Below are 21387 nucleotides of genomic sequence, written 5' to 3' on the forward strand. Positions count from 1 at the left end.
CCTGCGGGAACCACCGGGGCCGGCCGCCCCAGCAGGTCGCGGCGACGGGGCCCGTGTAGCGCGAAGCGCTGTGACCCTGTCTGCAGCCGAGCGGCGAGGGCGCGCCCGGCGCGTTCCCGAGAGGCCCGTCGGCCTGTGGACGCGCCTCTTCACGAAGCGCCGCTCGCCGAAACCTCGTCGCCCGCTCAGCAGGACCCGGCGCCGCGGACCTGCCGCCGCGGATCCGCCGCCCGCCGTCGGCGGGCGGCGGAGCGGTCCGTCCTCAGGCGGTTGCGGCTCCCGCCGAATCCTCGGCGGCGGGGACCTTGCCGTGGACGATCAGGTCGGTCCACATCTCGCAGACGCGGTGCAGCGAGTAGTTCTGCGTGATCTCGGCCTTGGCGGCCATGCGCGCGGCGTCGAAGCGGCCCTCGGAGACGACGGCGTGGATCGCCTCGGCCATCTCGGCCGGGCTGTCGTGCAGCCAGCGCCCGGAGTAGATGGTGTCGGCGCCCGGCCAGGTCAGCACCGCCGGAACCCCGCCCGAGGCCGCGCATTCGGCCGGGGCCAGGTGGAAGCTCTCGTCGTCGCTGGTGGAGAGCATGAACCCGACCCGGCGCAACCACGTGGCCACGTCGGGGCCGAACGGGTCGAAGACCACGCCCTCGGCCAGCAGCGGGTCGCGCTGGATCGTGCGGTAGGTGCGCTCGTAGTACTCGCGCTCCTCCGGCCGGTTCCACACCCACCAGTAGTCCCAGGGCTGCTTGGTCTTGACCGCGAGCGTGTAGCGGGGGTCGCGCCGACGCAGCGCACCCAGCACCTCGATACCGCGGTCCAGCCGCTTGCGCGAGGGCGCGATGCCGACCATGCCGAGCGTGAACTCGGCTCCGGACAGCTTGGGCCGGTCGAGCTGGTCGACGTCGACCCAGTTGGGCAGCACGACGACCTTGTCGGCGGGCCATCCGGCGAGTTCGCGGGTCAGCGACGCGTAGTAGGGGCTGACGCACACCACCGCGTCGACCTTGTCGATGTCGAGCTTGCGGGGCCACTCCGCGTAGAGCTCGAAGCGGTGCAGGCGCACCACCAGCCGCTGGTCCGCCCTCTTGTGCTCGGCGTAGAACAGGGCGTTGGGGCCGCACCACTCGCAGATGACCACGTCGGCCCAGGCGGCCAGCTCCCTGCTGCGGTACTGGTCGTGGTTGCGCAGCGACTCCCACTGGTCCACACGCACGTCCAGGCCGGGCAGTGAGGTCAGGAACTCGGAGAGCCGGGTGAAGAACTTCAGGTCGTGCCCGGCGATGACCACCTTGATCGGCCGCTGCGGGTCGGTCCCCGCGGGCGCCTGCGGGCAGGCCAGCTCCAGGTAGCCGCGCAACCGCTCGGCGGCGCGCTCCAGACTGAAGTCGGCGGCCGCGGCGCGGCAGCGCTCGGCCGCCTCCCCGTACAGCTCGGGGTCGGCGGCCAGGGTCAGCGCGTCGGCGACCGAGTCGGCGTCCTCGCCGGCGAAGAGCGGGTAGTCGGCGCCCAGCAGCCGCTCGTGCATCGGGGTGCGGTTGACCACAACGGGCAGCCCCAGCGCCCCCAGCTCCAGGACCTTGGTCGACAGTTCCAGGCTGGCGTCCATCTCGGGGGCGCGCCAGGACAACCCGACGTCGCACTGGGCCGAAAGCCGCAGCGCCTCGGCTCGCGGTTTGCCGCCGTGCCAGGTCAGGCCGTCGGTGCTCTCCAGCGCCCGGCTCATGGAGCGAGCCCACTCCGGCGAGTCGCGGTGCACCTTGTCGCCGATCATGTGCAGCTCGGCGGGCACGCCGCGGCGCGCCAGGGCGGCGGGCAGCTCCGTCATCTCCAGCGTGTTCCAGCGCGGGGCGAACTTGCCGGTGTAGACGAGCTTGAGCGGCTGGTGGGGTTCACCCGTGCCCTCGACGTCCTCCGGTGTGACCACCACGGGCGGGAACAGGACGCTCTTGCCGCAGGCGGCGGGCACGGAGGACTCCAGGAACCCGCGCAGCTCCTCGGTCTGGCACAGCAGCAACCGCGAAGCCACGGCGATGTCGGAGATCTCCGAGACCGCGGTCGCGGTCATGCCGGCGACGCTCTGCGGCACGTCGGTGAGGTAGGTCCACAGCCGCCCGGTCAGCTGCTCGCTCTGGGCGGCGGCGACGGCCAGTCGGCTACCGCGGACGACGACGAGGTCGTACCCGTGCTCGGCGTCCAACCGGGTGATCAGCTCGACCGCCTGGTCGGGGGTCAGGCCTCGCTCCCCCGCTTCGGGCACCAGGCCTTCCTCGTGCGGCCGGCGGACGGTCACGCCCGGCGCGTCCGCCAGCGGCGCGATCAGCCGGTCGGTGGTCACCGGTGCCTTGAGCAGCAGTGTGGCCTCGCACCCGGCGGCGGCCAGGCCCTGCGTCATCGACTGCGCCCAGATCGCCGAGCCGTCGATGATGTTCAGGTCGACGTCGCCGTAGACGAGGGCGCGCAGGCTGCGGGTACGCCCGCTCCCCGCGCCGGCGGCGCCGGTCCGTGAGCCCGGAACGTCGCCGCCTCCGCTCGCGGGATCGCGTTCGCGCGGATGGTTGGTCACGTACTTCCCTTCGTTCCGATCCTCCGGGCCGCGCCCGTGTGGACGCCGGTCCGGCCCGCTCGGCCGGCGCGGAGCGCGGTCGGCGGCCGGCCTGTTCGGATCGTGCTGACAGCGGTGTGCTCGGGGGCGGTGCGGGGCATCAGCCGGTGCCGGGTGTGGTCCGGGCCCGCTCGGAACGGGACTCGCCGGTTCCCAGCAGCGGCCCCAGCGCCAGCAGCCGCGCACCGTGCCTGTTCCACACGCCCGGCTGCAGCGCCCGGCAGAGGAGTTCGCGGCGGGCCAGCTCCGGCACGATGGAACCGACGAAAACATACTCCTGCTCGGCCGCCGCGTGGCCGACCGCATCGGCCGAGTCCCCGATCGGCCGCCGCTGCGAGTGTCCGTCGGGCACGGCCGGCCCCACCGCGTCGGCACCGGAGCACTCCGCGGCGCACAGCAGGTCGGCGAGGAAGTGCTCGCCGCGAGGGCCGCTCCACAGCGCCGCCCACGGCGCGGCGGCGGCGCGGGCGAGGCGCGCCCAGTCCTCGGGCTGCGGAGCTCCCTCGGGCGCCGCGCCGGCGGCCGTACGCACGGGGACTCCGTGCGAGCGCAGCCGCTCGATCCCGGCCAGGTGCACCGCGCTTTCGGGCACCACGACCTCGTCGGGGGCATAGGACTGCTGCAGCACGTCGCCGGCCAGGGCGAGGCTTTCGGCGTCGTCGCCGGGCAGGGCCAGCAACGCGGTCTGGCGGCTCTTCAGCGGCAGCGACGGGCTGCCCGAGCCGGGTGCGAACCCGAGTCGGCCGAAGATCTCGGCGAGGCGCACCGGGGTGGCGTCGGTGAGGAACACCGAGCGCAGCACCAGGCGCAGCTCTTCGGAGGTCAGCGGGCCCGCCTCGCGCAGCCGGGCCAGCTCCTCGATCGCGGCGCTGGAGCGCAGGGCCCGCACGTCGGCGGCGACCGTGCGCACCGCCGCGTCGCGCTCGTCGGATTCGCCGCGCGACCCGCCGCCCAGCAGCAGGGCCCGGGCGCCGCAGGCCAGAGCCCTGTCGGCCAGCGCGGTATCGTCGACGACCACTCCGGAGGATGCGCGCAGCCGGGCAGGCAGCTCCTCCGGATCCTCGCGCACGCCGGCCAAGCGGCGCATGCCGTCCTCGGCCAGCCGCTCGACCAGCCGGTCGGCCACGACCCCGGCCGGGGCGGGCGAGGGAACGTAGGCGGGTTCGGGGTCGCGCTCGGGTTCGGCTGCCACGGGGTTGAAGCGGTGCAGCGGAACACCGGTGTCGCCGCGGTGGACGTGGTCGAACTCCAGGGCCGCCAGCCCGGGCGGGGCGGGGGCGTCGGCGATCAGGACGGTGGGCACGCCGCGCGCCGAGGCCGACTCGATCACCCAGTTGAGCACCCGAGTACGGTCGCTTACGGCGGGGTCGCCGGCATGGGCCCACAGCGAGCCGGGGGCCGCGGCCGAGGCGGACACGCACACGACGTCGACGTCGACGGACTCGAAGGCCGCCTGGGCGTCCTGGGGCCGCAGCGGCACGACGCGCACATACGGGGCCAGTGCCGCGTGGACCTCGGGGGCGAGGATCCCGGCGACCACAAGCCGGCTGTCGCGCACGCCCACGCCGCCGGAAAGCAGCCGGGCCTCTTCGCGCTCGGCGTCGAAGGAGCGCACCGGCTGGGTCTTGCGGCCCCTCCCGGTGGCGGGCTGGGTCCGGCCGGCCCTGCGCCAGAGCCGGAACAGGTCGCGCGGCAGCCGTACCAGGCCGCGCCCGGGCCGCTTGGCCGCCGCGGTCAGGGCGCGGCCCACCTGCAGCGAGGTCGAGCCTTCCACTGCCGCCAGCCGCGCCTTGGCCTCCTGGAGCTGGGCCTCCCGCTCGGACAGGGCTTGTCTCAGCTGTTCGGTGTGGCTCAGTTCACGCCGTTTCACGGGATACTTCCTGCCTTGGGGTGCGGATCCGGTGGGGCACGGGCTCAGGCACTGCGATTCCGGCCGGGCGCCGGCGCACCGGACGTCCAGTCGGCGAGGACTGTCGCGATGCGCTCGCCGGCGTTGCCGTCCCACAGCGGGGGGACGTCGGCGAGGGCCGCGGTGTCGATGCCCTCGCCGGCCAGGATCTTGGAGACCAGGCCGGGCAGTTCGGAGTCGGTGACGAGCCGGTTGCTGCCGTGGGTGATGGTGATGGGCCGTTCGGTGTTGGGGCGAAGGGTCAGGCAGGGCACGCCCAGGATGGTGGTCTCCTCCTGGACTCCGCCGGAGTCGGTGACCACGGCGGTCGCGCCGCGCACCAGCGCCACGAAGTCAATGTAGCCCAGCGGCTCCAGCATGTGCATTCGCGGATGATCGGCCAGGCCGGCGGCCGTCAGCGACGCGCGGCCGCGCGGGTGGACGGGCATCACGACGTCGATCTGGTCGGCGACCTCGTGCAGGCGCGCCACCAGGCGCGCGACGGTCTCGGGGTCGTCGACGTTGGCAGGGCGGTGCAGGGTGGCGGCGACGTAGGAGTCGGGCAGCTCCAGGCGCTCGCGCAGAGCGGCGGTGTCGAAGCGGTCGAGCCGTGCCAGCAGCGTGTCGATCATCGGGTTGCCGACCAGGTGCACCCGGTCGACCGCGACCCCCTCGGCGGCGAGGTGGCCGATCGCCTCGGGGCTGGTCGCGAAGCACAGGTCGGCGAGCTGGTCGGTGAGCCGGCGGTTGACCTCCTCGGGCATCGACCAGTCGAAGGAGCGCAGACCGGCCTCGACGTGGGCGACCGGGATGTGCAGCTTGGCCGCTACGATCCCGGCGGCCAGCGTGGAGTTGACGTCGCCGTAGACCACCACGAGAGCCGGTGAACGCTCGATGAACTCCCGCTCCAGCCCGGTCATCAGCGCCGCGGTCTGCTCGGCGTGCGATCCCGACCCCACACCGAGGTCGACGTCGGGCCGGGGCAGCCCCAGCTCGCGGAAGAAGACCGCCGACATGCGGTCGTCGTAGTGCTGGCCGGTGTGCACGACCGACTGGCGCAGCCCGCGGGCCTCCAGCGCCGACACGACCGGCGCGGCCTTGACGAAGTTCGGCCGCGCGCCGACGATGTGCACGATCTCAGCGGAGCCCGGACCACCGCCGGAAGCGGAACGCACCGCCTCGGCCGCGTGCCCAGGAGCCTCCGTGCCATCGGCGGGCCGGTCGGCTCTGTCACCGCCGGAACGGGCGGCCGGTGCTGACGACATCGTGTTCCCTTCGTTTCGGATCCCCGGGACCGCCTCTGTTGGACGCCCAGACGTCACCGGCGGATCACTTCGACGTGGTTGGATACTCCACCGTGCGCAATTTCCTCAAAGCGGCCACCTTCACCGCGAGCCTGACCTGGAGGCACCTCAGGCGCGAGCCCGCCCGGCTGCCGCTGCTGGGCCTGCGGCTGCTGCCGCGGCGCGCGCGCAACGGCGCTCGAACTGTACTCGGCCGTAGTGGTGCGTTCCCTCGGGCCTACGCCCTGTGGGACGCGGGCCACCGAGCGGAGTCGCTCGACGCCGTCCGCGGGGCCGCCCATGGAGCCTCCCCCCGTCGCCTCGCCCGTCTTGCCGCCTTCGCGTTGGCGGTCGAGCAGCCCGGCCTCGCCGAGGAGCTCATCGCCGCGCTTCCCCACGGCCGGCTGCGCAGCGCGCTGGCCCACCGGTCGGCGCTGACGACGGGCCGCGCGGTCCGCGAAGCGCCCTCGGGCCGGTGGCCCGACCTCACGGTAGCTCCGAGGGGGAGAACGCCACACCACGACACGATGAACGATCGGGGATCACCCGGCGCCGTCCGCCGTGTGCTTCACCTGGTCACCAACGCCCTGCCGCACACCAACGCCGGCTACACCCAGCGGACCCACCGCATCGCCCAGGGCCAGCGGGCCGCCGGCCTCGACCCCCACGTGGTGACCCGAGCGGGCTATCCGCTGACCAAGGGAATCCCCGACACCCGCGCCAGGGTGGACGTGGACGGCGTCTGCTACCACCGGCTGCTGCCGTGGCTTGCACCGGCCGACGAGGCCGCGGAGCTGCGGGCGGGTCTGCGGCGGTCGCTGCCGCTGGCGCGGCGGCTGCGCCCCGACGTGCTGCACGCGGCCAGCAACCACGGCAACGCCCGCCTCGCGCTGGAGCTGGGGCGGCGGCTGTCGCTGCCGGTGGTCTACGAGGTACGCGGGTTCCTGGAGGAGTCCTGGCTCTCGCGCGACCCGTCGCGCAGCACCGACGACGCCTTCTACGCCGCCGAGCGTGCCCGCGAGACCGCCTGCATGCACGCCGCCGACCTGGTCGTCACGCTGGGCGAGACCATGCGCGCCGAGATCGTTGGCCGGGGCGTCGATCCCGACCGCGTGATCACCGTGCCCAACGCGGTGGACGAGTCGTTCCTGGAGCCGCTGCCCGACGGCGCCGGCCTGCGTCGCGAGCTGGGCGCCGGGGAGGACGCCTTCGTGGTGGGCACCACGACCAGCTGCTACGGCTACGAGGGCCTGGACACGCTGATCGACGCCGTGGCCGAGCTGCGCCGCCGCGGGGTCGCGGCCCATGCGCTGATCGTGGGCGACGGCCCGGAACTGGAGGCTCTGCGCGAGCGCGCCGCTGCGGCAGGGCTGGGCCGGGCGGCCCACTTCCCCGGTCGGGTGGCGGCCGACGAGGTCCGCCGCCACCACGCAGCGCTGGACGTGTTCGCCGTTCCCCGGCGCGACGAGCGCGTCAGCCGCCTGGTGACGCCGCTGAAGCCGGTGGAGGCGATGGCCGGCGGACTGCCGGTGGTGGCCTCCGACCTGGAGGCGCTGCGCGAGATCGTCGAGCCGGGCGCCACCGGCGAGCTGGTCCGGCCCCAGAGCCCGGGCGAGCTGGCCGACTGCCTGGAGAAGCTGGCGGCCGCCCCGGAGACGCGCCGCGCCTACGGCCGGGCGGCGGGTGAGCGCGTGGGCCGCGACCGTACGTGGAAGGCGGCCGCGCACCGCTACATCGAGGCCTACACGTCGCTGCGGGCCTGACCGCGCCGCGCCGACCCATTCGGTCCCGCCGGCGCCCGCGACCGGCGGCGCTGCGAAACGTGATCATTCGCGTAGCACCCCCGGCTTCTCGTCCGTTTCATACAATTCAACGCCGTTTCTGTCCCAAGAAGGACAAACACGAAATCCCGGGTGGCGTACTCGTAAATTCCTCCCCACACGTGGGAGTTTCCGTGTGGCACGGCCGGTGCGCTGCCCTACAGTCGGAAACCAGGGGAAACGGAGGCCTTTGCCCTGTGCAGAGGCCCGCGAACCTGGACTACACCCGGCATGCGCCGCACACCGGCTCGGAGAATCCGCTGGAGGGATCCGCGGAGATGACCGATTTGGGCCGTCTTTCGAAAAGATGCCAACGGGCGGCCGCACCTACGCGTCCTCGTCTCGGTAAGGCAGCCATGGCGGTAAGCCGCACCCCGGTGCTCCAACCACGCAAACGAAGGCGAGGGTGACCCTCAGTGGACGTCGCAACCCCAACATCGGATCTGGTCGTCGTCGGCCTGGGCTACGTCGGCCTGCCACTGGCGCACCAGGCCGCGTGCGCCGGACTCACCGTCACCGGGCTGGACGCCGGTCCCGCGGTGACCGCGGGTCTCAACGAGGGGCGCTCCCACATCGACGACCTCGGCGACGCCGACATCGCCGCCATGCTCGAACGCGGCTTCACCGCCACCACCGATCCCTCGGTGGTGGCGGGCGCCCGCAACGTCGTCATCTGCGTCCCCACGCCCCTCTCCGCGGAGGGCGGCCCCGACCTCGGCGCCGTGACCGCCGCCGGCCGGTCCATCGCCGGATACCTGGCCCCCGGAACCCTGGTGGTCCTGGAGTCGACCACCTACCCGGGGACCACCCAGGAGGTGCTGCGACCGCTGCTGGAGGAGTCCGGGCTGGTCGCCGGCTCCGACTTCCACCTGGCCTTCTCGCCCGAGCGCATCGACCCCGGCAACCCCACCTTCGGGGTGGCCAACACGCCGAAGGTGGTCGGGGGCATGACCGAGCAGTGCGGCGAGACCGCCGCCGCCTTCTACCGCCGCTTCATCGACACCGTCGTCCAGGCGCGCGGCACCCGCGAGGCCGAGATGGCCAAGCTGCTGGAGAACACCTACCGCCACGTCAACATCGCCCTGGTCAACGAGATGGCGATCTTCTGCCAGGAGCTGGGCGTGGACCTGTGGGACGCGATCTCCTGCGCCGCCACCAAGCCGTTCGGCTTCCAGGCCTTCTACCCGGGCCCCGGCGTGGGCGGCCACTGCATCCCCATCGACCCGAACTACCTGTCGTACAAGGTCAAGACCCTGGGCTATCCGTTCCGGTTCGTGGAGCTGGCCCAGGAGATCAACGCCCGCATGCCCAGCTACGTCCTGCAGCGCTCCTTGGAGCTGCTCAACGACGCCGGCCTGGCGCTTTCGCGCTCGCGGGTCCTGCTGCTCGGGGTGACCTACAAGTCCGACATCGCCGACCAGCGCGAGTCGCCGGCCAGTCCCGTCGCCCGCAAGCTCGCCGAGAAGGGCGCGACCCTGACCTACCACGACCCCCACGTCGAGGAGTGGCGCCTCAACGGCGAGCCGCTCCCGCGCGCGACCGACCTGGAGCAGGCGATGGCCGAGGCCGATCTCACCATCCTGCTCACCGACCACAGCGTCTACACGCCCAAGCTGCTGACCGAGCACGCCCGCCTGCTGCTGGACACCCGGGGCGTACTGCGGCGCCTGCCCGCGGGCGCGGTGCACGAGGACGGCCACACCACGGCTCCGATCGAACGCGAAGGGGCGGTGGTCCTTTGAGGCAGCCGCGGAGCCCACGGGGCCTTCACCAGGTGAACCTCCCGGCGTAACCCCGGTTTTCACCTGCTGTTCCCCCGGCTCCCTAGCATGAGCGACAGAGCAGAACGGCTCCGACCGCAAAGCGCCGGGAATCGGCGTTCGGAAGTGGTGAACTCGCACATGCACGTTCTCGTGGCGACCGTGGTGCACCATCCCGAAGACGCGCGCATCCTGCACCGCCAGATCCGCGCGCTGCTCGACGCCGGCCACCGCGTCACCTACGTGGCGCCCTTCGCCGACTGCGGTGTCACACCGTGGCAGGAACTCGCCCCGGTGAACGTTCCGCGCGCGTCGGGCCGGCGCCGCACGGCCTCGCTTCGCGCGGCCCGCGCCGTCCTGGCGCGCCTGGCACCGCAGTCCGACGTCCTGCTCCTGCACGACCCCGAACTCCTGCTCGCCCTACCGCGCACCCGCCCGGCCACAGTGTGGGACGTCCACGAGGACGCGGCGGCGGCGCTGCTGACCAAGCCGTGGCTGCCCCGGCCCTTGCGGCGCCCGCTGGGTCCTGTCGTGCGCGGCATGGAGCGGCGCGCCGAGCAGCGGATGCACCTGCTGCTGGCCGAGGAGGGTTACCGCGAGCGCTTCGCCCTGGACCACCCCGTCGTACCCAACACCACCTATGTGCCGGAGCGGCCCGAGCGCAGCCCGGGCACGGACCGGGTGGTCTACCTGGGCCACCTCTCGGCCGCGCGCGGCGCCGGCGAGCTGGTGGAGATGGGCCGGCTGCTGCGCCCGCACGGCGTTCGGGTCGAGATCATCGGCGCGGCCGACCCCGGCATCCGGCCGATGCTGCGCGACGCCCACCGCGAGGAGGCCGTGGAGTGGTACGGCTTCGTGCCCAACGACCAGGCCCTGCGCATGATCTCCGGTGCGCTGGCGGGCGTCTGCCTCCTGCAGGACACCCCGAACTACCGCAGCTCGCTGCCGACCAAGGTGGTCGAGTACATGGCTCACGGCCTGCCCGTGGTCAGCACTCCCAATCCGGCGGCGGTCTCGCTGGTCAACGGTCGCCCCGAGGGCGACTGCGGCACCGTGGTGCCCTTCGGCGACGCATCGGCGGCCGCCGATGCGGTGCTGCAGCTGCGCTCGGACGCCATGCTGCGCGAGCGCTTCTCCGCCGCCGGGCACTCCATCGCCCGCTCCGCCTTCCATTGGCCGCTGCAGGCCGATCCGTTCGTGCGCCAACTGGAGGAGTGGGCCGGCGTCGAAAGGGGCCCCCGGCTGCCGCTGCAGTCCTCCACTCCGGTCGGCGACGCGCACGAGAGGGAGGTCGCGCCGGCGGCACTGCACAACCACGGCGCCGGCGCCGAGCCCGCCAGGCGGATGCCGCTGTGAGTCGCGGGCACGGCCCAGACCGCGGAGTCAGACCACGGGCGGGCGCCCGTCCACGGTCATGCGCCAGACCGTGGACCAGCGCATGGGCCTGCGCGGGCCGCAGTCGCTGCGCCAGCCCTCGCGGAACCCGCGGAACCACGCCCGCAGCTCGGGCAGCGAGCGCTCCCGCAGCACGGTGATGCCGACCCATACGGCCAGGTGGGCCAGTGCCAGCGTCCAGGGAAGGTTCCGCCGCGCCAGCCACACCCGGTTGCGCGCGTTGAGCCGGTAGAAGTCCTCGTGCCGGCTGGGGTGGGTCGAGGGGTGGTACATCACCGCCTCGGCGTCGTACTCGATGTGATAGCCGACGTCCAGCACGCGCCAGGCCAGGTCGCTTTCCTCGTGAGCGTAGAAGAACCCGCCCGGCAGCCCGCCGGCCGTGTCGAAGGCGGCGCGGCGCACCGCGGCGGCACCGCCCAGGAACGTGGTGACACGACTGGAGCGCAGCGGGTCCCCCACGCGCAGGCGCGGGACGTAGCGGCGCAGGTCGGGGCCGCCGTCGGGGTCGACGATGCGGAAGGTGAGGATGCCCAGTCGCGGGTCGGCGGCGAAGCGGCGGCTGACGTGGTGGACGAGGTCGCGCGAGCGGTACCAGCCGTCGTCGTCGAGGAACAGGATGATGTCGCCGCTGGCCGCTTTGACGCCCTCGTTGCGCCCCTCGGGGATACCGATGTTCTCGGGCAGGCGGACCGTGATGACGCCGTCGGGCAGCTCGGGCAGCTCGGCGCCGTTGCTGACCACGATCAGCTCCAGGTCCGCGCCCTCCTGCTCCAGAACGCTGGTGACCGCACGGCGCAGCTCGGCCGGCCGAGTCCCCATCGTCAGGATGACGCAGGAGGTCTTCAAGGCCAGCTCACCTCCGCACCCGACCGCTTTCCCGTCGTCAACCGTACGCGACGACGAGGCTCCACGGTCCGCGCTGCGCTGCGGTGCTGCGGCGGGCGGGTCGGACGCTGCAGGGTCGGTTTCGCTCGGCAGGCCTGGACTGGTCATGGGTACCGTTCGTAAACGTGGACGCATGGTGGACGGATGATGAGCGTTGCACATCAGGTATAACGGAATGATAAATCACTACGGTCGCCGACCTGCTCACCAGCAGGGCCGCCGGGTGCCCGGCGGTGCGGCACCGGGCACCCCCGCTCGCGGTCGGTCTACTCCAACCGCCGCGATGCCAGCACGCTGACCATGTGCAGGATCGTCTGCACCGCGGCGACCGCGACGCACACCACCACCAGCACCCGGGTCGCCATCAGGTCGCCGCGCGCCAGGTCGATCACCGCGGTACCCAGCGCCAGCAGCGAAAGCTCGACGGCCTGGATGATGCGGTGGAACCGCAGCGCCGAGGCGGCCTTGCGGGCCAGACCCAGCCGCGGCGAGCGGGGCTGGAGCTGGTCGTCGGCGATCTTCTCCGAGAGCCCGGCCTTGGCGCGGGCCACGACCACGTTGTCGGTCTCGGCCTTGATCAGGGCGGCGCCGAGCGCGGCGGCCATGCCGGCGATCACCCACCCGCCGGCGTCGAGCCCGCCCTGGGCTCGCACGCCGAGCCCGATGAGCAGGGCGACCTCGGCGAGGTAGTGGCCGATCCGGTCCAGGAAGATCCCGGCGACGCTGGTGCGCCCGGTGAAGCGGGCGACCTCGCCGTCGGAGCAGTCCAGCAGCAGGTAGAGCTGCACCAGGACGACCGCCGCCGCGGCCGACCAGAATCCTCCCAGCGCCAGGACGCCGCCGGCCAGCACTCCCGATCCCATCATCAGGTAGGTGATGGGGTTGGGCGGCACGCCCAACCGCACGAAGACCGTGCTGAGATAGGGCGACAGGTCGCGCATGTAGAGCCGACCCGCCCAGTGCTCCTCGTTCAGCCGCTGCTTGATGCCCTCGGGCTGACCGCCCGAGCGGATCTCAGCGATCGATGGCTTGGACATATTCCGCCACGCTCCGCCTGATGTCGTCGTCCGAAAGGGCCAGGTGCTCCAGCACGGTGTAGCGTCCCGGCCGGGTGGCGGGGGCGTGGGCCACCGCTCGCGCGAACTGCTCCTCGTCCAGGCCGACGTCGCCGGGCAGGGTGGGAAGGCCGTGGCGAAGGAGGCAGGCGCGGATCTCGTTCATGCGCGCCTCGCCGAACCCCTGGTACCGGCTCCGCAGGAAGTAGGCGTAGAGGGCGCCGATTCCGGCCAGCTCTCCGTGGTTGCTGGTGCCCGGGTAGAGCTGGTCGACGGCGTGCAGTACCTCGTGGCACGCGCCGCTGGCAGGGCGGCTGGAGCCTGCCACCGACATCGCCATGCCGGAGAGCACGAGCGCCTCGGCCAGCGCGGTCAGGAAGTCCTGGGAGTCGACGGTGTCGCCCCGGTTGACGATCGCCTCGGCCGCGGTGCGGGCGAAGGTGACCGCCATGCCGTCGACGGGCTCGCCCTGCTCGCGGCCGGCCAGTTCCCAGTCGGCGATGGCCGACAGGTTGCTGACCACGTCGCCCACACCCGAGCGCACCAGGCGCGGCGGGGCGGCGCGCACGTAGTCGACGTCGACCACGACCGCGACCGGCATGGTGACGCCGTAGGAGCCCTTGCCGCTCTCGTGCTCCAGGGAGCTGACCGGCGAGGCGATGCCGTCGTGGGAGAGGTTGGTGGCCACGGCGACCATGGGGATTCCGGCCATGGAGGCGGCGAACTTGGTGACGTCGATGGTCTTGCCGCCGCCGATTCCGGCAACGGCCTCGTAGGCGCCCGAGCGCAGCTTCTTGCCCAGCTCGGTGCCCACGTCGACGCTGCCGCCCTCGACCTTGAAGACCTCGCAGTGCGGCAGGTCGAGCTCGGCGGCGATCTGGGAACCCTGTCCGGGGCCGACGGCCACGGCGATGCGGCCCTCGTTGGCGATGCGGCGGTCGGCCAGCACGGATCCCAGCGAGGCGATGGCGCCCTGGCGGACGTCGATCGCCAGCGGCGCATTGATCATGCGGGCTAGTAGTGGCATGCGATCTCCCTGGCGCGGTTCAGATCGTCGTGGTCGTCGACCTCGACCCAGTCGACCTCGCCGATCGGCGCGACGGCGACCTTGCCTCCGCGGTCGACCAGCTCCTGGAAACCGTCCTCGTAGTAGAGCTGGGGGTCGCGCTCCCACGTGGCCCTGAGCGCGTCGGCGATCCGGTCCGACAGCGAGCCCTCGATGAGGGTGGCGCCGATGTACTCGCCGGCGGCCTCGGCGGGGTCTATGAGCTTGGTGATGCGGCTGAGGTGACCGGAGCCGTCCAGGGTCACCTTCATCTCCTCGTCGGCCAGAGTTTTGGCGCTGTCCACCGCCAGGAGCAGTTCCGGTCCTCGCGCGGCGAGTAGCGTCTCTTCCACGCTGACCGGATGGACGGTGTCGCCGTTGACGAGGAGGACGCCTTCGGAGAAGTACTCGCGCGCGGTCCACAAGGAGTAGGCGTTGTTCCACTCCTCGGCCTTGTCGTTGTAGGCGAGGGTGAGTGAGACGCCGTGGCGGCGCTCCATCTCCTGCTTTCGCTGCTCGACGGCCTCAGCGCGGTAGCCGACGACCACGACCACGTCGGTCAGGCCCGCGGCGGCGAGGTTGCGCAGCGAGATGTCCATGATGGTGGTCTCACCATCGACCGGCACCAGTGCCTTGGGCAGGGTGTCGGTGTAGGGGCGCAGTCGGCGGCCCGCTCCTGCGGCAAGAACCATACCGAGCATGTAGGCGTGTTCCTCCTTACATCGTGGAGGCGTCCACGCCTCCCGACTCGTTGCGCGGAGCCCGTGCTTCCGCGATCGGGGCAGCGAGCCAGCTCGTCGTGGCCTCCCAGACGAGCAGCACCGCAAGGTAACCCGTCAGTACACCGTAGGTGAACGGCAGCCAGCCCAGTGCCCCGCCGGCGGCCAGGACCAGCATCCGCCCGTCCCATCCGAGCATCGCCCGCATGACCCAGGCGGGCGGGCGCAGACCGGTGCGGGTGCGGTGCACCGCGTCGGCGTGGTGCAGCGCGACCGCAGCCAAGAGTACGAAGACCAGCGGGCCGCCGACGCCGGACCCGTAGCCGAGCGCCAGGACATAAAGGTACTCCGTCACGCGCAGGAGGGGCGGGACCAGCCGGTCGAACCGTCCGCTGTGAGGGTGCCCCGAGGCGACTCCGGAGAGCAGTAGCGCGGCCACCGGTGCGAACAGGGTAATGCCTGCGAGATGGTTGAGGCCCGTCGCCATCAGTGCTCCGGCCACCAGGGCCCCGGCCAGGGTGGGCAGCAGCGGCGGGAGCCCGCCGGCGGCGAGCCGGCCCATGGCCGTGCTCAGATGCCCGTCGTCACGGAGATAGCGCAGGTCCACGCCGACATCGGGCGGTGGGGAAGCGCCCATGGCTCACCTCGTGGTGTCGTCGGGGCGGCCGGTGAGTTCGGCGGTGACAGCGAGGACGCACCCCACGATCAGTGCGACGAACGTCACTCGGGCGTCCCAAATCGTTATCGTCAGGGCCACTACGCCGAAGCGCGCGGCTTGGGGGAAGGCGGCGAGCCACGTGCGGAAGCTCGGCCGCGGCCCGGGCACGGGAGGTCCCGTGCCGGTGTCGGCGGTGTCGGACGGGAGCGCGGGGCCGCCCGGGGTTTCGCGGTCGTCGGCGGAGGACGCCGCACCCAGAGCGTCGGCGCGGCCCTCGGACCAGCCCGGCCAAGGTGCGCCCTTGGGAACCGTGCGGATCCCGAAGAGCAGGCCGTCGCCGGGAGCGGCGGATGCGGCGCCGCCGGAGGCGTCCCCGTCGGAGGCGTCGCCGTCGCCGTCGCCGTCCGCGACGGTGTCGGCAGTGGCGTCCGCGGACTGTTCCGGGGCCCCGAGGAGCTCGGCCGTCAGCGACGCGTCCCCGGGAGCGCTGTCGTCCGGGCGCCGACTGGGGTCGACCGCCTCGATGGGCCGGGGCAGCCCGGACTCGGGTGTCCACTCGGGCCGGCCGACGTCGGCCCTACGCGCGGCCGCCACGGAGTCCCGCAGCGCGAGGGCGATGAGCGCGCCCGCCGCCCAGGCCCACGCGTCGGGCACGCCGGCGGCCGTGCCCCCGACCGCGAGCCCGACGTAGACGACGTACTCGCGCAGGCGCCCCAGCACCAGCGCCAGCCACACGTCCAGGCGGTCCCGGCGCCCGCCGCGCAGCCGGTCGGCCACCGGATCGGTGACGAGGACGGCTCCGAGCAGGAGCGAGCCGACGACGGCGCCGCGAAGTCCGCCCTCGGTGAACCACACGGCCGCCGCGACGGCCAGTACGAGCCCGATCCGCGACATGGCCGACGGGCTGACCCGTCCCCGGCGCGACCGACCGCCGAGGGGTCCGGTGCGCCTGCTGCCTCCGCGGCCGGAGTGAGCGTCGACGTCTGACACGGCAGTGCCCCTCCCACGCGGCCTCGAACTCACCGTGTACCCGCGGGGGTACGCATGGCAACCACCGGCACACCGGACGCGCGGTAAGAGCGGAAAGTCCAAAAAGCCGGGGAGGACGGGAAATCCGGGGAGCCGGCGAACCGCGTGATACGGGTCGCCGCGGACGACGGGGCCCTGGCGGCCCTCTCGCCGGGGCGCGCTCAGGCCGCCCGGCCGCCGTCCCCCGGTTCCCGGCGCCCGCGGTCGCCGCCCCGCTCCGCGGCGGGAGCGTCGGCGCTCTCGGGACCCCCGAGCCGGCGGGCCCGCCGGTCGGCCCCGCCGGCGGCCGTCCCGCCCGGCTCCGACGGCTCGCCGCGCTCCTGCTCCTCGGCGGCGCGATCCTGCTCGTAGGCCCGCAGCGCTGTGTCGATGCCGGTGTCCAGAGCCAGGCCCCCGTCCCTCAGGTACAGCCCGCGGGTGCAGAAGCGCCGCAGGTCGGCCTCACTGTGCGAGACCAGGACCATCGTCCTGCCGTCGGCCAGCATCCGCTCGACGGTGCCGTAGCACTTCTCCCGGAACTCCTGGTCGCCGACTGCCAGCACCTCGTCGACGAGCAGCACGGGGTGCTCCAGCTGGGCGACGAGGGCGAAACCGAGCCGGACCTTCATGCCGCTGGAGTAGTGGCGTACCGGCATGTCGATGTAGCTCTCGCGCAGGTCGGCGAAGTCGACGATCTCGTCGAAGCGCTCGTCGATGTCCTGCCGGCTCATTCCGTGCAGGGAGCCGACGAGGTAGATGTTCTCCCGCCCGGTGAGCCGGCCGTTGAACCCGGCCCGCAGCTCCAGCAGCGGAGCGACCCTGCCGCGGACCGCCACCCTGCCCTCATCGGGGATGAGGACCCCCGCGATCAGCTTGAGCAGGGTGGACTTGCCGGTTCCGTTCTTACCGACGATGCCCACGCACTCGCCCCGACGGATCCGGAAGGAGACATCGCGCACCGGCCAGAAGGCTCCCTCCGCACCCGGGCCGCGCCCGGCGCCCAGCAGCAGCTCGCGCAGGCCGCGCCTGCGCCTGCGGTTCGCGGAGAACCGGATACCGAGGCCCTCGGCCTCGATGACGGGCTCGGTCATCACAGCTCCTTCAGCACCGAGGCCTCCAGACGCCGGAACGTCGCGTACCCGACCACCAGGACGAGGATCGCTCCCCCGATGCTCGTCGACAGGACCAGGGCGCCGGGAGCGTCGGCCGGATACCAGACGGCGTGGTGCATCTTGAAGAGGCCCAGCAGCGGGTTGAACTGGAAAAGCGTCGTGAACCAGGTGGGGAAGCGGTCGGACTCCAGCACCAGGCCCGAGGGGATGATGATGGCCGACGCGTAGAACAGCACCCGGTTGAGGATGCGCACCATCCGTTCGACGTCGCGCACGAGCACGTTCACCGTCGCCAGCAGCAGTGTCATCCCCAGCGAGAACACCAGCTGCACGGTGATCGCCAGCGGCAGCCACACCAGAATCCCCTGAGCGCTGGTGCGCCCGCCCAGCGCGAAGACGAAGGCGAGCAGCACCGGCCACGTGAACAGGTAGTCGGCGAACTTGGCGGCGGCCGCCTGCACGGGGAAGATCTCCCGCGGCATGCGCATCGTGGTGATGAGCTTGCTGTGGCTGATGATCGCGTTGGGCGCCTGGTTCAGCGACTGGGCGAACCACAGCCACGGCAGCAGACCCGAGATCAGAAACAGCAGGTAACCGCCGGGCGCGTCGCCGCCTCCGGGAACACCGCGGTTCGTGTCGAATACGAGGCCGAAGACGAAGAAGTAGACCCCCGCCATCGCCAGCGGCTCCAGCATCGACCAGGCGTATCCCAGCAGCGAACCCTGGTACTTGACCTTCAGGTCCCGCCGCACGAGGAGGCCGACGACCCGCCGGCTGTGCCAGACGGCCAACGCCCGTGACGCCACCGAACCCCCTCCCCGATGCCGCCGTCGCCGATCCGGCGGCGCGGCGGCGGCCCAGCCTACCGGCGGGGCGCCCGGCTCAGCGGCGCGCGACGGCACCGGCCGCCCCGCGCCGGTGGGCTAATCTCGGCTGCGATGCAGGGCTCGCCGGACGAGCCCGACACAGGCCCTCGGCCGCAGCGGGAAAGGACGACGATGCAGGTGGACTCCGCCACGCCCGCGCATTCGCAGACGGGTGCGCGCCCCCACGTCACGGCGGCGGTGCTGGCGGGCGGCGTCGGCGCACGCATGGGCGGGCCCTCCCCCAAGCAGTTGCTGCCGCTTGCGGGCCGCCCGGTGCTGGAGCACGCCCTGGCCGCGTTCTGCGCCGCGCCCGAGGTCGACGACGTCATCGTGCTGATGGTGCCCGAGCATCTGGACGAGGCCGAGGAGATCGTCGCTCGTGCGTTCCCGGACCGCGTCTCGGCCGTCCTGCCGGGCGGGGAGAACCGCACCGAGACCTCGGCCGCGGCGCTGCGCGCGTTGGATCACCGCGGCGACGAGGACCTGGTGCTCCTGCACGACGCCGCCCGTCCGCTGGTGACCCCGGAGATCATCAGCGCGTGCGTGGACGCCCTGGCCGAGGCCGGGGCCGCGGGCGTGGCCGTGCCCGCAGGCGACACGGTTGTGGAGATCGCCCCGACGTCCGGCGGCGCCGAGGTCCTGCGCGACGTCCCGCCCCGCTCCTCGCTGCGCCGGATGCAGACGCCGCAGGGGTTCCGGCTGGAGGTCGTGCGCCGCGCCTACCGCCTGGCGCTTGCCGATCCCGATCTGGTGGCCACCGACGACTGCGGCGTGGTGCTGCGCTACCTGCCCGGCGAGGAGGTGCGCATCGTCGCCGGCGACGAGTCCAACATCAAGGTCACCAATCCCGGCGACGTCGAGATCGCCGAGACCCTGATGCGCGTGCGCGGCGGCACTGCCGCCGCTCCGTCCGCGGCCCGGGCGCGGCGGCAGGAGGCCCGCGGGTGACGGTGTTCAGCGCACCCGAGGTCATCGGGCACCGCGGGGCGGGGCGCGGCACGGCGTCGGGCTACCGGGAGAACTCCGCCGAGTCCTACCTGGCCGCGATCGGGGCCGGAGCGCACTGGGTCGAGATCGACGTGCGGCGCACCGCCGACGACGCGCTGGTGATCCACCACGACGAGGCCTTGCCGGACGGTCGGCCGATCGCCGACCTCCCGGTGGAGGCGTGCCGCGAAGCGGGACTGCTGCGTCTGGACGAGGCGTTCGCGGCCATCCCCCTCTGCGCGGGGGTGGACGTCGATGTGAAGTCGGTGATGGAGGACGCGGTCGATCCGCCCGAGCGGCGCACCACGGCGCTGCTGCTGCCCGCCCTGCGCCGCGAGGCCGAGCGCCGCCGCGCCGCCGCCGGCTGCGAGCGCGTGTTCGTCTGCTCGTTCGACCCCGCCGTGCTGCTGGCCGTACGCGAGGGGGCACCGGAGATTCCGCTGGCGTGGATGCCGTTCGTGCGCAATCCCCTGGACCAGGCGGTGGCGGGCGCGGCGGGGTTGGGCTGTGCGCTGGTGGCGATCGACGCCCGCTCCTTCGGCCTCGCGGGCGAACCCGCGCGACCGGGCCGCCGCGAGGTCGCCTATACGGTCGGCGTCGCCCACCGCGCGGGGCTGGAAATCGTCACCTGGTGCCCCGACCCCGTCGATGCGGCCCGGTTCGCCGACGCGGGGGTGGACGCGGTCGTCGCCGACGACGTCCCCGGAGTGGTCGCCGCGTTGAAGGCCGACGCCAGGCGCTGAATCCGCACCTGCTTCGAGGCGGTTCGTCCGGCTGCAGCTATGACGACACCGCCTTTCGCCCAAGCCCGGAACCGACGGTCCGCGAACCGCTCGACGACGTAGAGAGAACACACGGAAGAGTCGTCCTCACACGGCACGGGAGGGACACCGCCGTCCTCGTCTCGGCGTACCGCTGATCCGAGGTCAGGCGTGCTGTTCGCGGTTCGCGCGGGCGACACGGGAGTCGGCCCCGAGGCTGGGCGGGCTGGTGAGGAAGCCCACGCCCCAGGCCATGTGCATGGTGGCCAGGGCGGCCGGGATGCTCAGGCGGGCCTTGGCGGGCAGTCCGCGGCCGAGCGGGACCGAGGCGGCGATGATCGCCGCCGCGTACGTGCCGGGAACGAGCCAGGCGGGCCAGAACACGAAACCGCCCGCCAGTCCGAGCACGATCCCGCAGACGGCCGTGGGAGCGGCGAGGTAGCGCAGGCTGATGGTGCCCTTGTGCTGGCGGGAGACCACATGGCGCCAGCGCCCGTAGTTGAAGTACTGCTTGGCCAGCGCGCGCACACTGGGCCGCGGGCGGTAGGAGACCCGCATCCTGGGTTCGAACCAGACCGTGCCGCCGCTGGTGCGGATGCGGTGGTTCATCTCCCAGTCCTGGGCGCGCAGGAACGCCACGTCGTAGCCGCCCACGCGCTCCAGCGCCGAACGGCGGAAGACCCCCAGGTAGACGGTGTCGGCCGGACCTCCGGAGCCGCCGGTGTGGAAGCGGGCGTTGCCCACGCCGATCCTGGAGGTCATGGCGGCCGCGACCGCCTTCTCCCAAGGGGTCTCGCCCTCTGCGGCCATGATGCCGCCGACGTTGTCCGCACCGGTCTCCTCGATGGTGCGCACGGCGACGGCGAGGTAGTCGGAGGGCATCATCGAGTGCCCGTCGATACGCGCGACGATTCCGTGCGAGGACGCGTCGATCGCGGCGTTGAGGCCCGCGGGGGTGCGGCCCGTCGGGTTGTCGACGACCTTGACCCGCGCGTCCGCGGCCGCGATCTCGGCGGCGACCTCGCGGGTGCGGTCGGTGGAGGGGCCCACCGCCAGCACGATCTCCAGCTCGCCCGGGTAATCCTGGGCGAGGACGTGGCGAACTGCGGACGCCAGGTGGCGCTCTTCGTTGAGCACGGGCATGACGACGGATACGGCCGGCCAGGTCACGGGCGATTCCAACGGTCGGGCTACAGGGAGCGCGAGGCCGGGTCGCGGCTTCGCAGTCGATACGGTACTGCACTCTTCGACGACGCCCGGCCACGGCGCACACGCCCCCTCCGCAGTCCGCACCGGACTGAACCGCGCGCCCGCCGCGCGCGTCCCACCAAGGCGAGCGGCCGAACAGCCGATGCGCCCGCTCAGGAAGCGGGCAACACGCCGAGAGGTGATATCGGGCGACCGATGGGTGGATTCGGTGACAACCTAGAGGCGCGAACGTGAGGGCCGGTGGATTCGCGCGGAGCCGGGGGCACGCGATGCACGTGCTCCGTCGGGGCCGTGGGAGACGGGGCGCAGAGCTCGCTCTTCGCCGCGCCGCCGACCT

The 21387-nt window shown here is 72.8% G+C and carries 17 protein-coding genes; 5 read left to right on the forward strand and 12 right to left on the reverse strand.

All coding sequences use genetic code 11. The features are described 5' to 3' along the window. Positions 1-262: 262 nt before the first annotated feature. The 3 genes from LP52_RS21435 to wecB all read right to left on the reverse strand — a co-directional run bounded on the left by LP52_RS21435 (position 263) and on the right by wecB (position 5620). The gene (locus tag LP52_RS21435) at positions 263-2389 is read right to left on the reverse strand and encodes a glycosyltransferase (protein ID WP_084723395.1); all 2127 of its coding nucleotides are present in this window, start codon (positions 2387-2389) and stop codon (positions 263-265) included. A gap of 310 nt (positions 2390-2699) precedes the next feature. Continuing rightward, positions 2700-4469 (reverse strand): hypothetical protein, encoded by a 1770-nt coding sequence (locus LP52_RS21440; protein ID WP_040276165.1) that lies wholly within the window; start codon positions 4467-4469, stop codon positions 2700-2702. 44 nt (positions 4470-4513) lie between these two features. Beyond that, positions 4514-5620: a non-hydrolyzing UDP-N-acetylglucosamine 2-epimerase gene (wecB, locus tag LP52_RS21445; protein ID WP_040276216.1), complete on the reverse strand. Its 1107-nt coding sequence runs from the start codon at positions 5618-5620 to the stop codon at positions 4514-4516. A 206-nt stretch (positions 5621-5826) separates the two neighbouring features. Here wecB and LP52_RS21450 point away from each other — a divergent pair, with 206 nt between their 5' ends. From LP52_RS21450 to LP52_RS21460, 3 genes are all read left to right on the forward strand, one after another. Then, the gene (locus tag LP52_RS21450) at positions 5827-7533 is read left to right on the forward strand and encodes a glycosyltransferase family 4 protein (RefSeq protein ID WP_238581038.1); all 1707 of its coding nucleotides are present in this window, start codon (positions 5827-5829) and stop codon (positions 7531-7533) included. A 473-nt stretch (positions 7534-8006) separates the two neighbouring features. Continuing rightward, positions 8007-9332, forward strand: a complete 1326-nt coding sequence (locus LP52_RS21455; RefSeq protein WP_040276166.1) for a nucleotide sugar dehydrogenase — start codon at positions 8007-8009, stop codon at positions 9330-9332. A 159-nt stretch (positions 9333-9491) separates the two neighbouring features. Next, on the forward strand, positions 9492-10706 hold the full coding sequence (locus LP52_RS21460) for a glycosyltransferase family 4 protein (RefSeq protein ID WP_084723396.1): 1215 nt from the start codon (positions 9492-9494) through the stop codon (positions 10704-10706). Between the two features lie 27 nt (positions 10707-10733). On the opposite strand, the gene LP52_RS21465 is transcribed toward LP52_RS21460, so the two are convergent. The 8 genes from LP52_RS21465 to LP52_RS21500 form a co-directional block, all read right to left on the reverse strand. Next, a complete protein-coding gene (locus tag LP52_RS21465; RefSeq protein ID WP_238581042.1) occupies positions 10734-11564 on the reverse strand; it encodes a glycosyltransferase family 2 protein in 831 nt (276 codons plus the stop codon). Between the two features lie 332 nt (positions 11565-11896). Beyond that, positions 11897-12667 (reverse strand): CDP-alcohol phosphatidyltransferase family protein, encoded by a 771-nt coding sequence (locus LP52_RS21470; RefSeq protein ID WP_040276168.1) that lies wholly within the window; start codon positions 12665-12667, stop codon positions 11897-11899. Continuing rightward, positions 12645-13694 carry an iron-containing alcohol dehydrogenase family protein gene (locus tag LP52_RS21475; protein WP_040276169.1) on the reverse strand — a complete coding sequence of 350 codons (1050 nt, stop codon included), beginning with the start codon at positions 13692-13694 and terminating at the stop codon, positions 12645-12647. The genes LP52_RS21470 and LP52_RS21475 overlap by 23 nt, the downstream gene beginning before the upstream one ends. Positions 13695-13699: 5 nt before the next feature. After that, complete coding sequence (locus tag LP52_RS21480) at positions 13700-14431, reverse strand: phosphocholine cytidylyltransferase family protein (RefSeq protein ID WP_040276170.1); 732 nt, start codon at positions 14429-14431, stop codon at positions 13700-13702. A gap of 16 nt (positions 14432-14447) precedes the next feature. Beyond that, positions 14448-15086 (reverse strand): DUF5941 domain-containing protein, encoded by a 639-nt coding sequence (locus tag LP52_RS21485; RefSeq protein WP_040276171.1) that lies wholly within the window; start codon positions 15084-15086, stop codon positions 14448-14450. Positions 15087-15089: 3 nt separating this feature from the next. Then, the gene (locus LP52_RS21490) at positions 15090-16001 is read right to left on the reverse strand and encodes a hypothetical protein (protein ID WP_052810112.1); all 912 of its coding nucleotides are present in this window, start codon (positions 15999-16001) and stop codon (positions 15090-15092) included. Positions 16002-16297: 296 nt separating this feature from the next. Further along, complete coding sequence (locus LP52_RS21495; RefSeq protein WP_040276172.1) at positions 16298-17206, reverse strand: ABC transporter ATP-binding protein; 909 nt, start codon at positions 17204-17206, stop codon at positions 16298-16300. Continuing rightward, positions 17206-18033: an ABC transporter permease gene (locus tag LP52_RS21500; RefSeq protein WP_040276173.1), complete on the reverse strand. Its 828-nt coding sequence runs from the start codon at positions 18031-18033 to the stop codon at positions 17206-17208. The genes LP52_RS21495 and LP52_RS21500 overlap by 1 nt, the downstream gene beginning before the upstream one ends. A 192-nt stretch (positions 18034-18225) precedes the next feature. Between LP52_RS21500 and LP52_RS21505 the strand changes: the two genes are divergently transcribed. Further along, on the forward strand, positions 18226-19041 hold the full coding sequence (locus tag LP52_RS21505) for an IspD/TarI family cytidylyltransferase (RefSeq protein WP_052810113.1): 816 nt from the start codon (positions 18226-18228) through the stop codon (positions 19039-19041). After that, positions 19038-19823, forward strand: coding sequence for a glycerophosphodiester phosphodiesterase (locus LP52_RS21510; RefSeq protein ID WP_040276174.1), 786 nt, complete (start codon positions 19038-19040; stop codon positions 19821-19823). The genes LP52_RS21505 and LP52_RS21510 overlap by 4 nt, the downstream gene beginning before the upstream one ends. 183 nt (positions 19824-20006) lie before the next feature. On the opposite strand, the gene LP52_RS21515 is transcribed toward LP52_RS21510, so the two are convergent. Then, a complete protein-coding gene (locus LP52_RS21515; protein WP_040276175.1) occupies positions 20007-21011 on the reverse strand; it encodes a glycosyltransferase family 2 protein in 1005 nt (334 codons plus the stop codon). Between the last annotated feature and the right edge of the window lie 376 nt (positions 21012-21387).

Source organism: Streptomonospora alba, from assembly GCF_000826685.1.
Lineage (GTDB): Bacteria > Actinomycetota > Actinomycetes > Streptosporangiales > Streptosporangiaceae > Streptomonospora > Streptomonospora alba.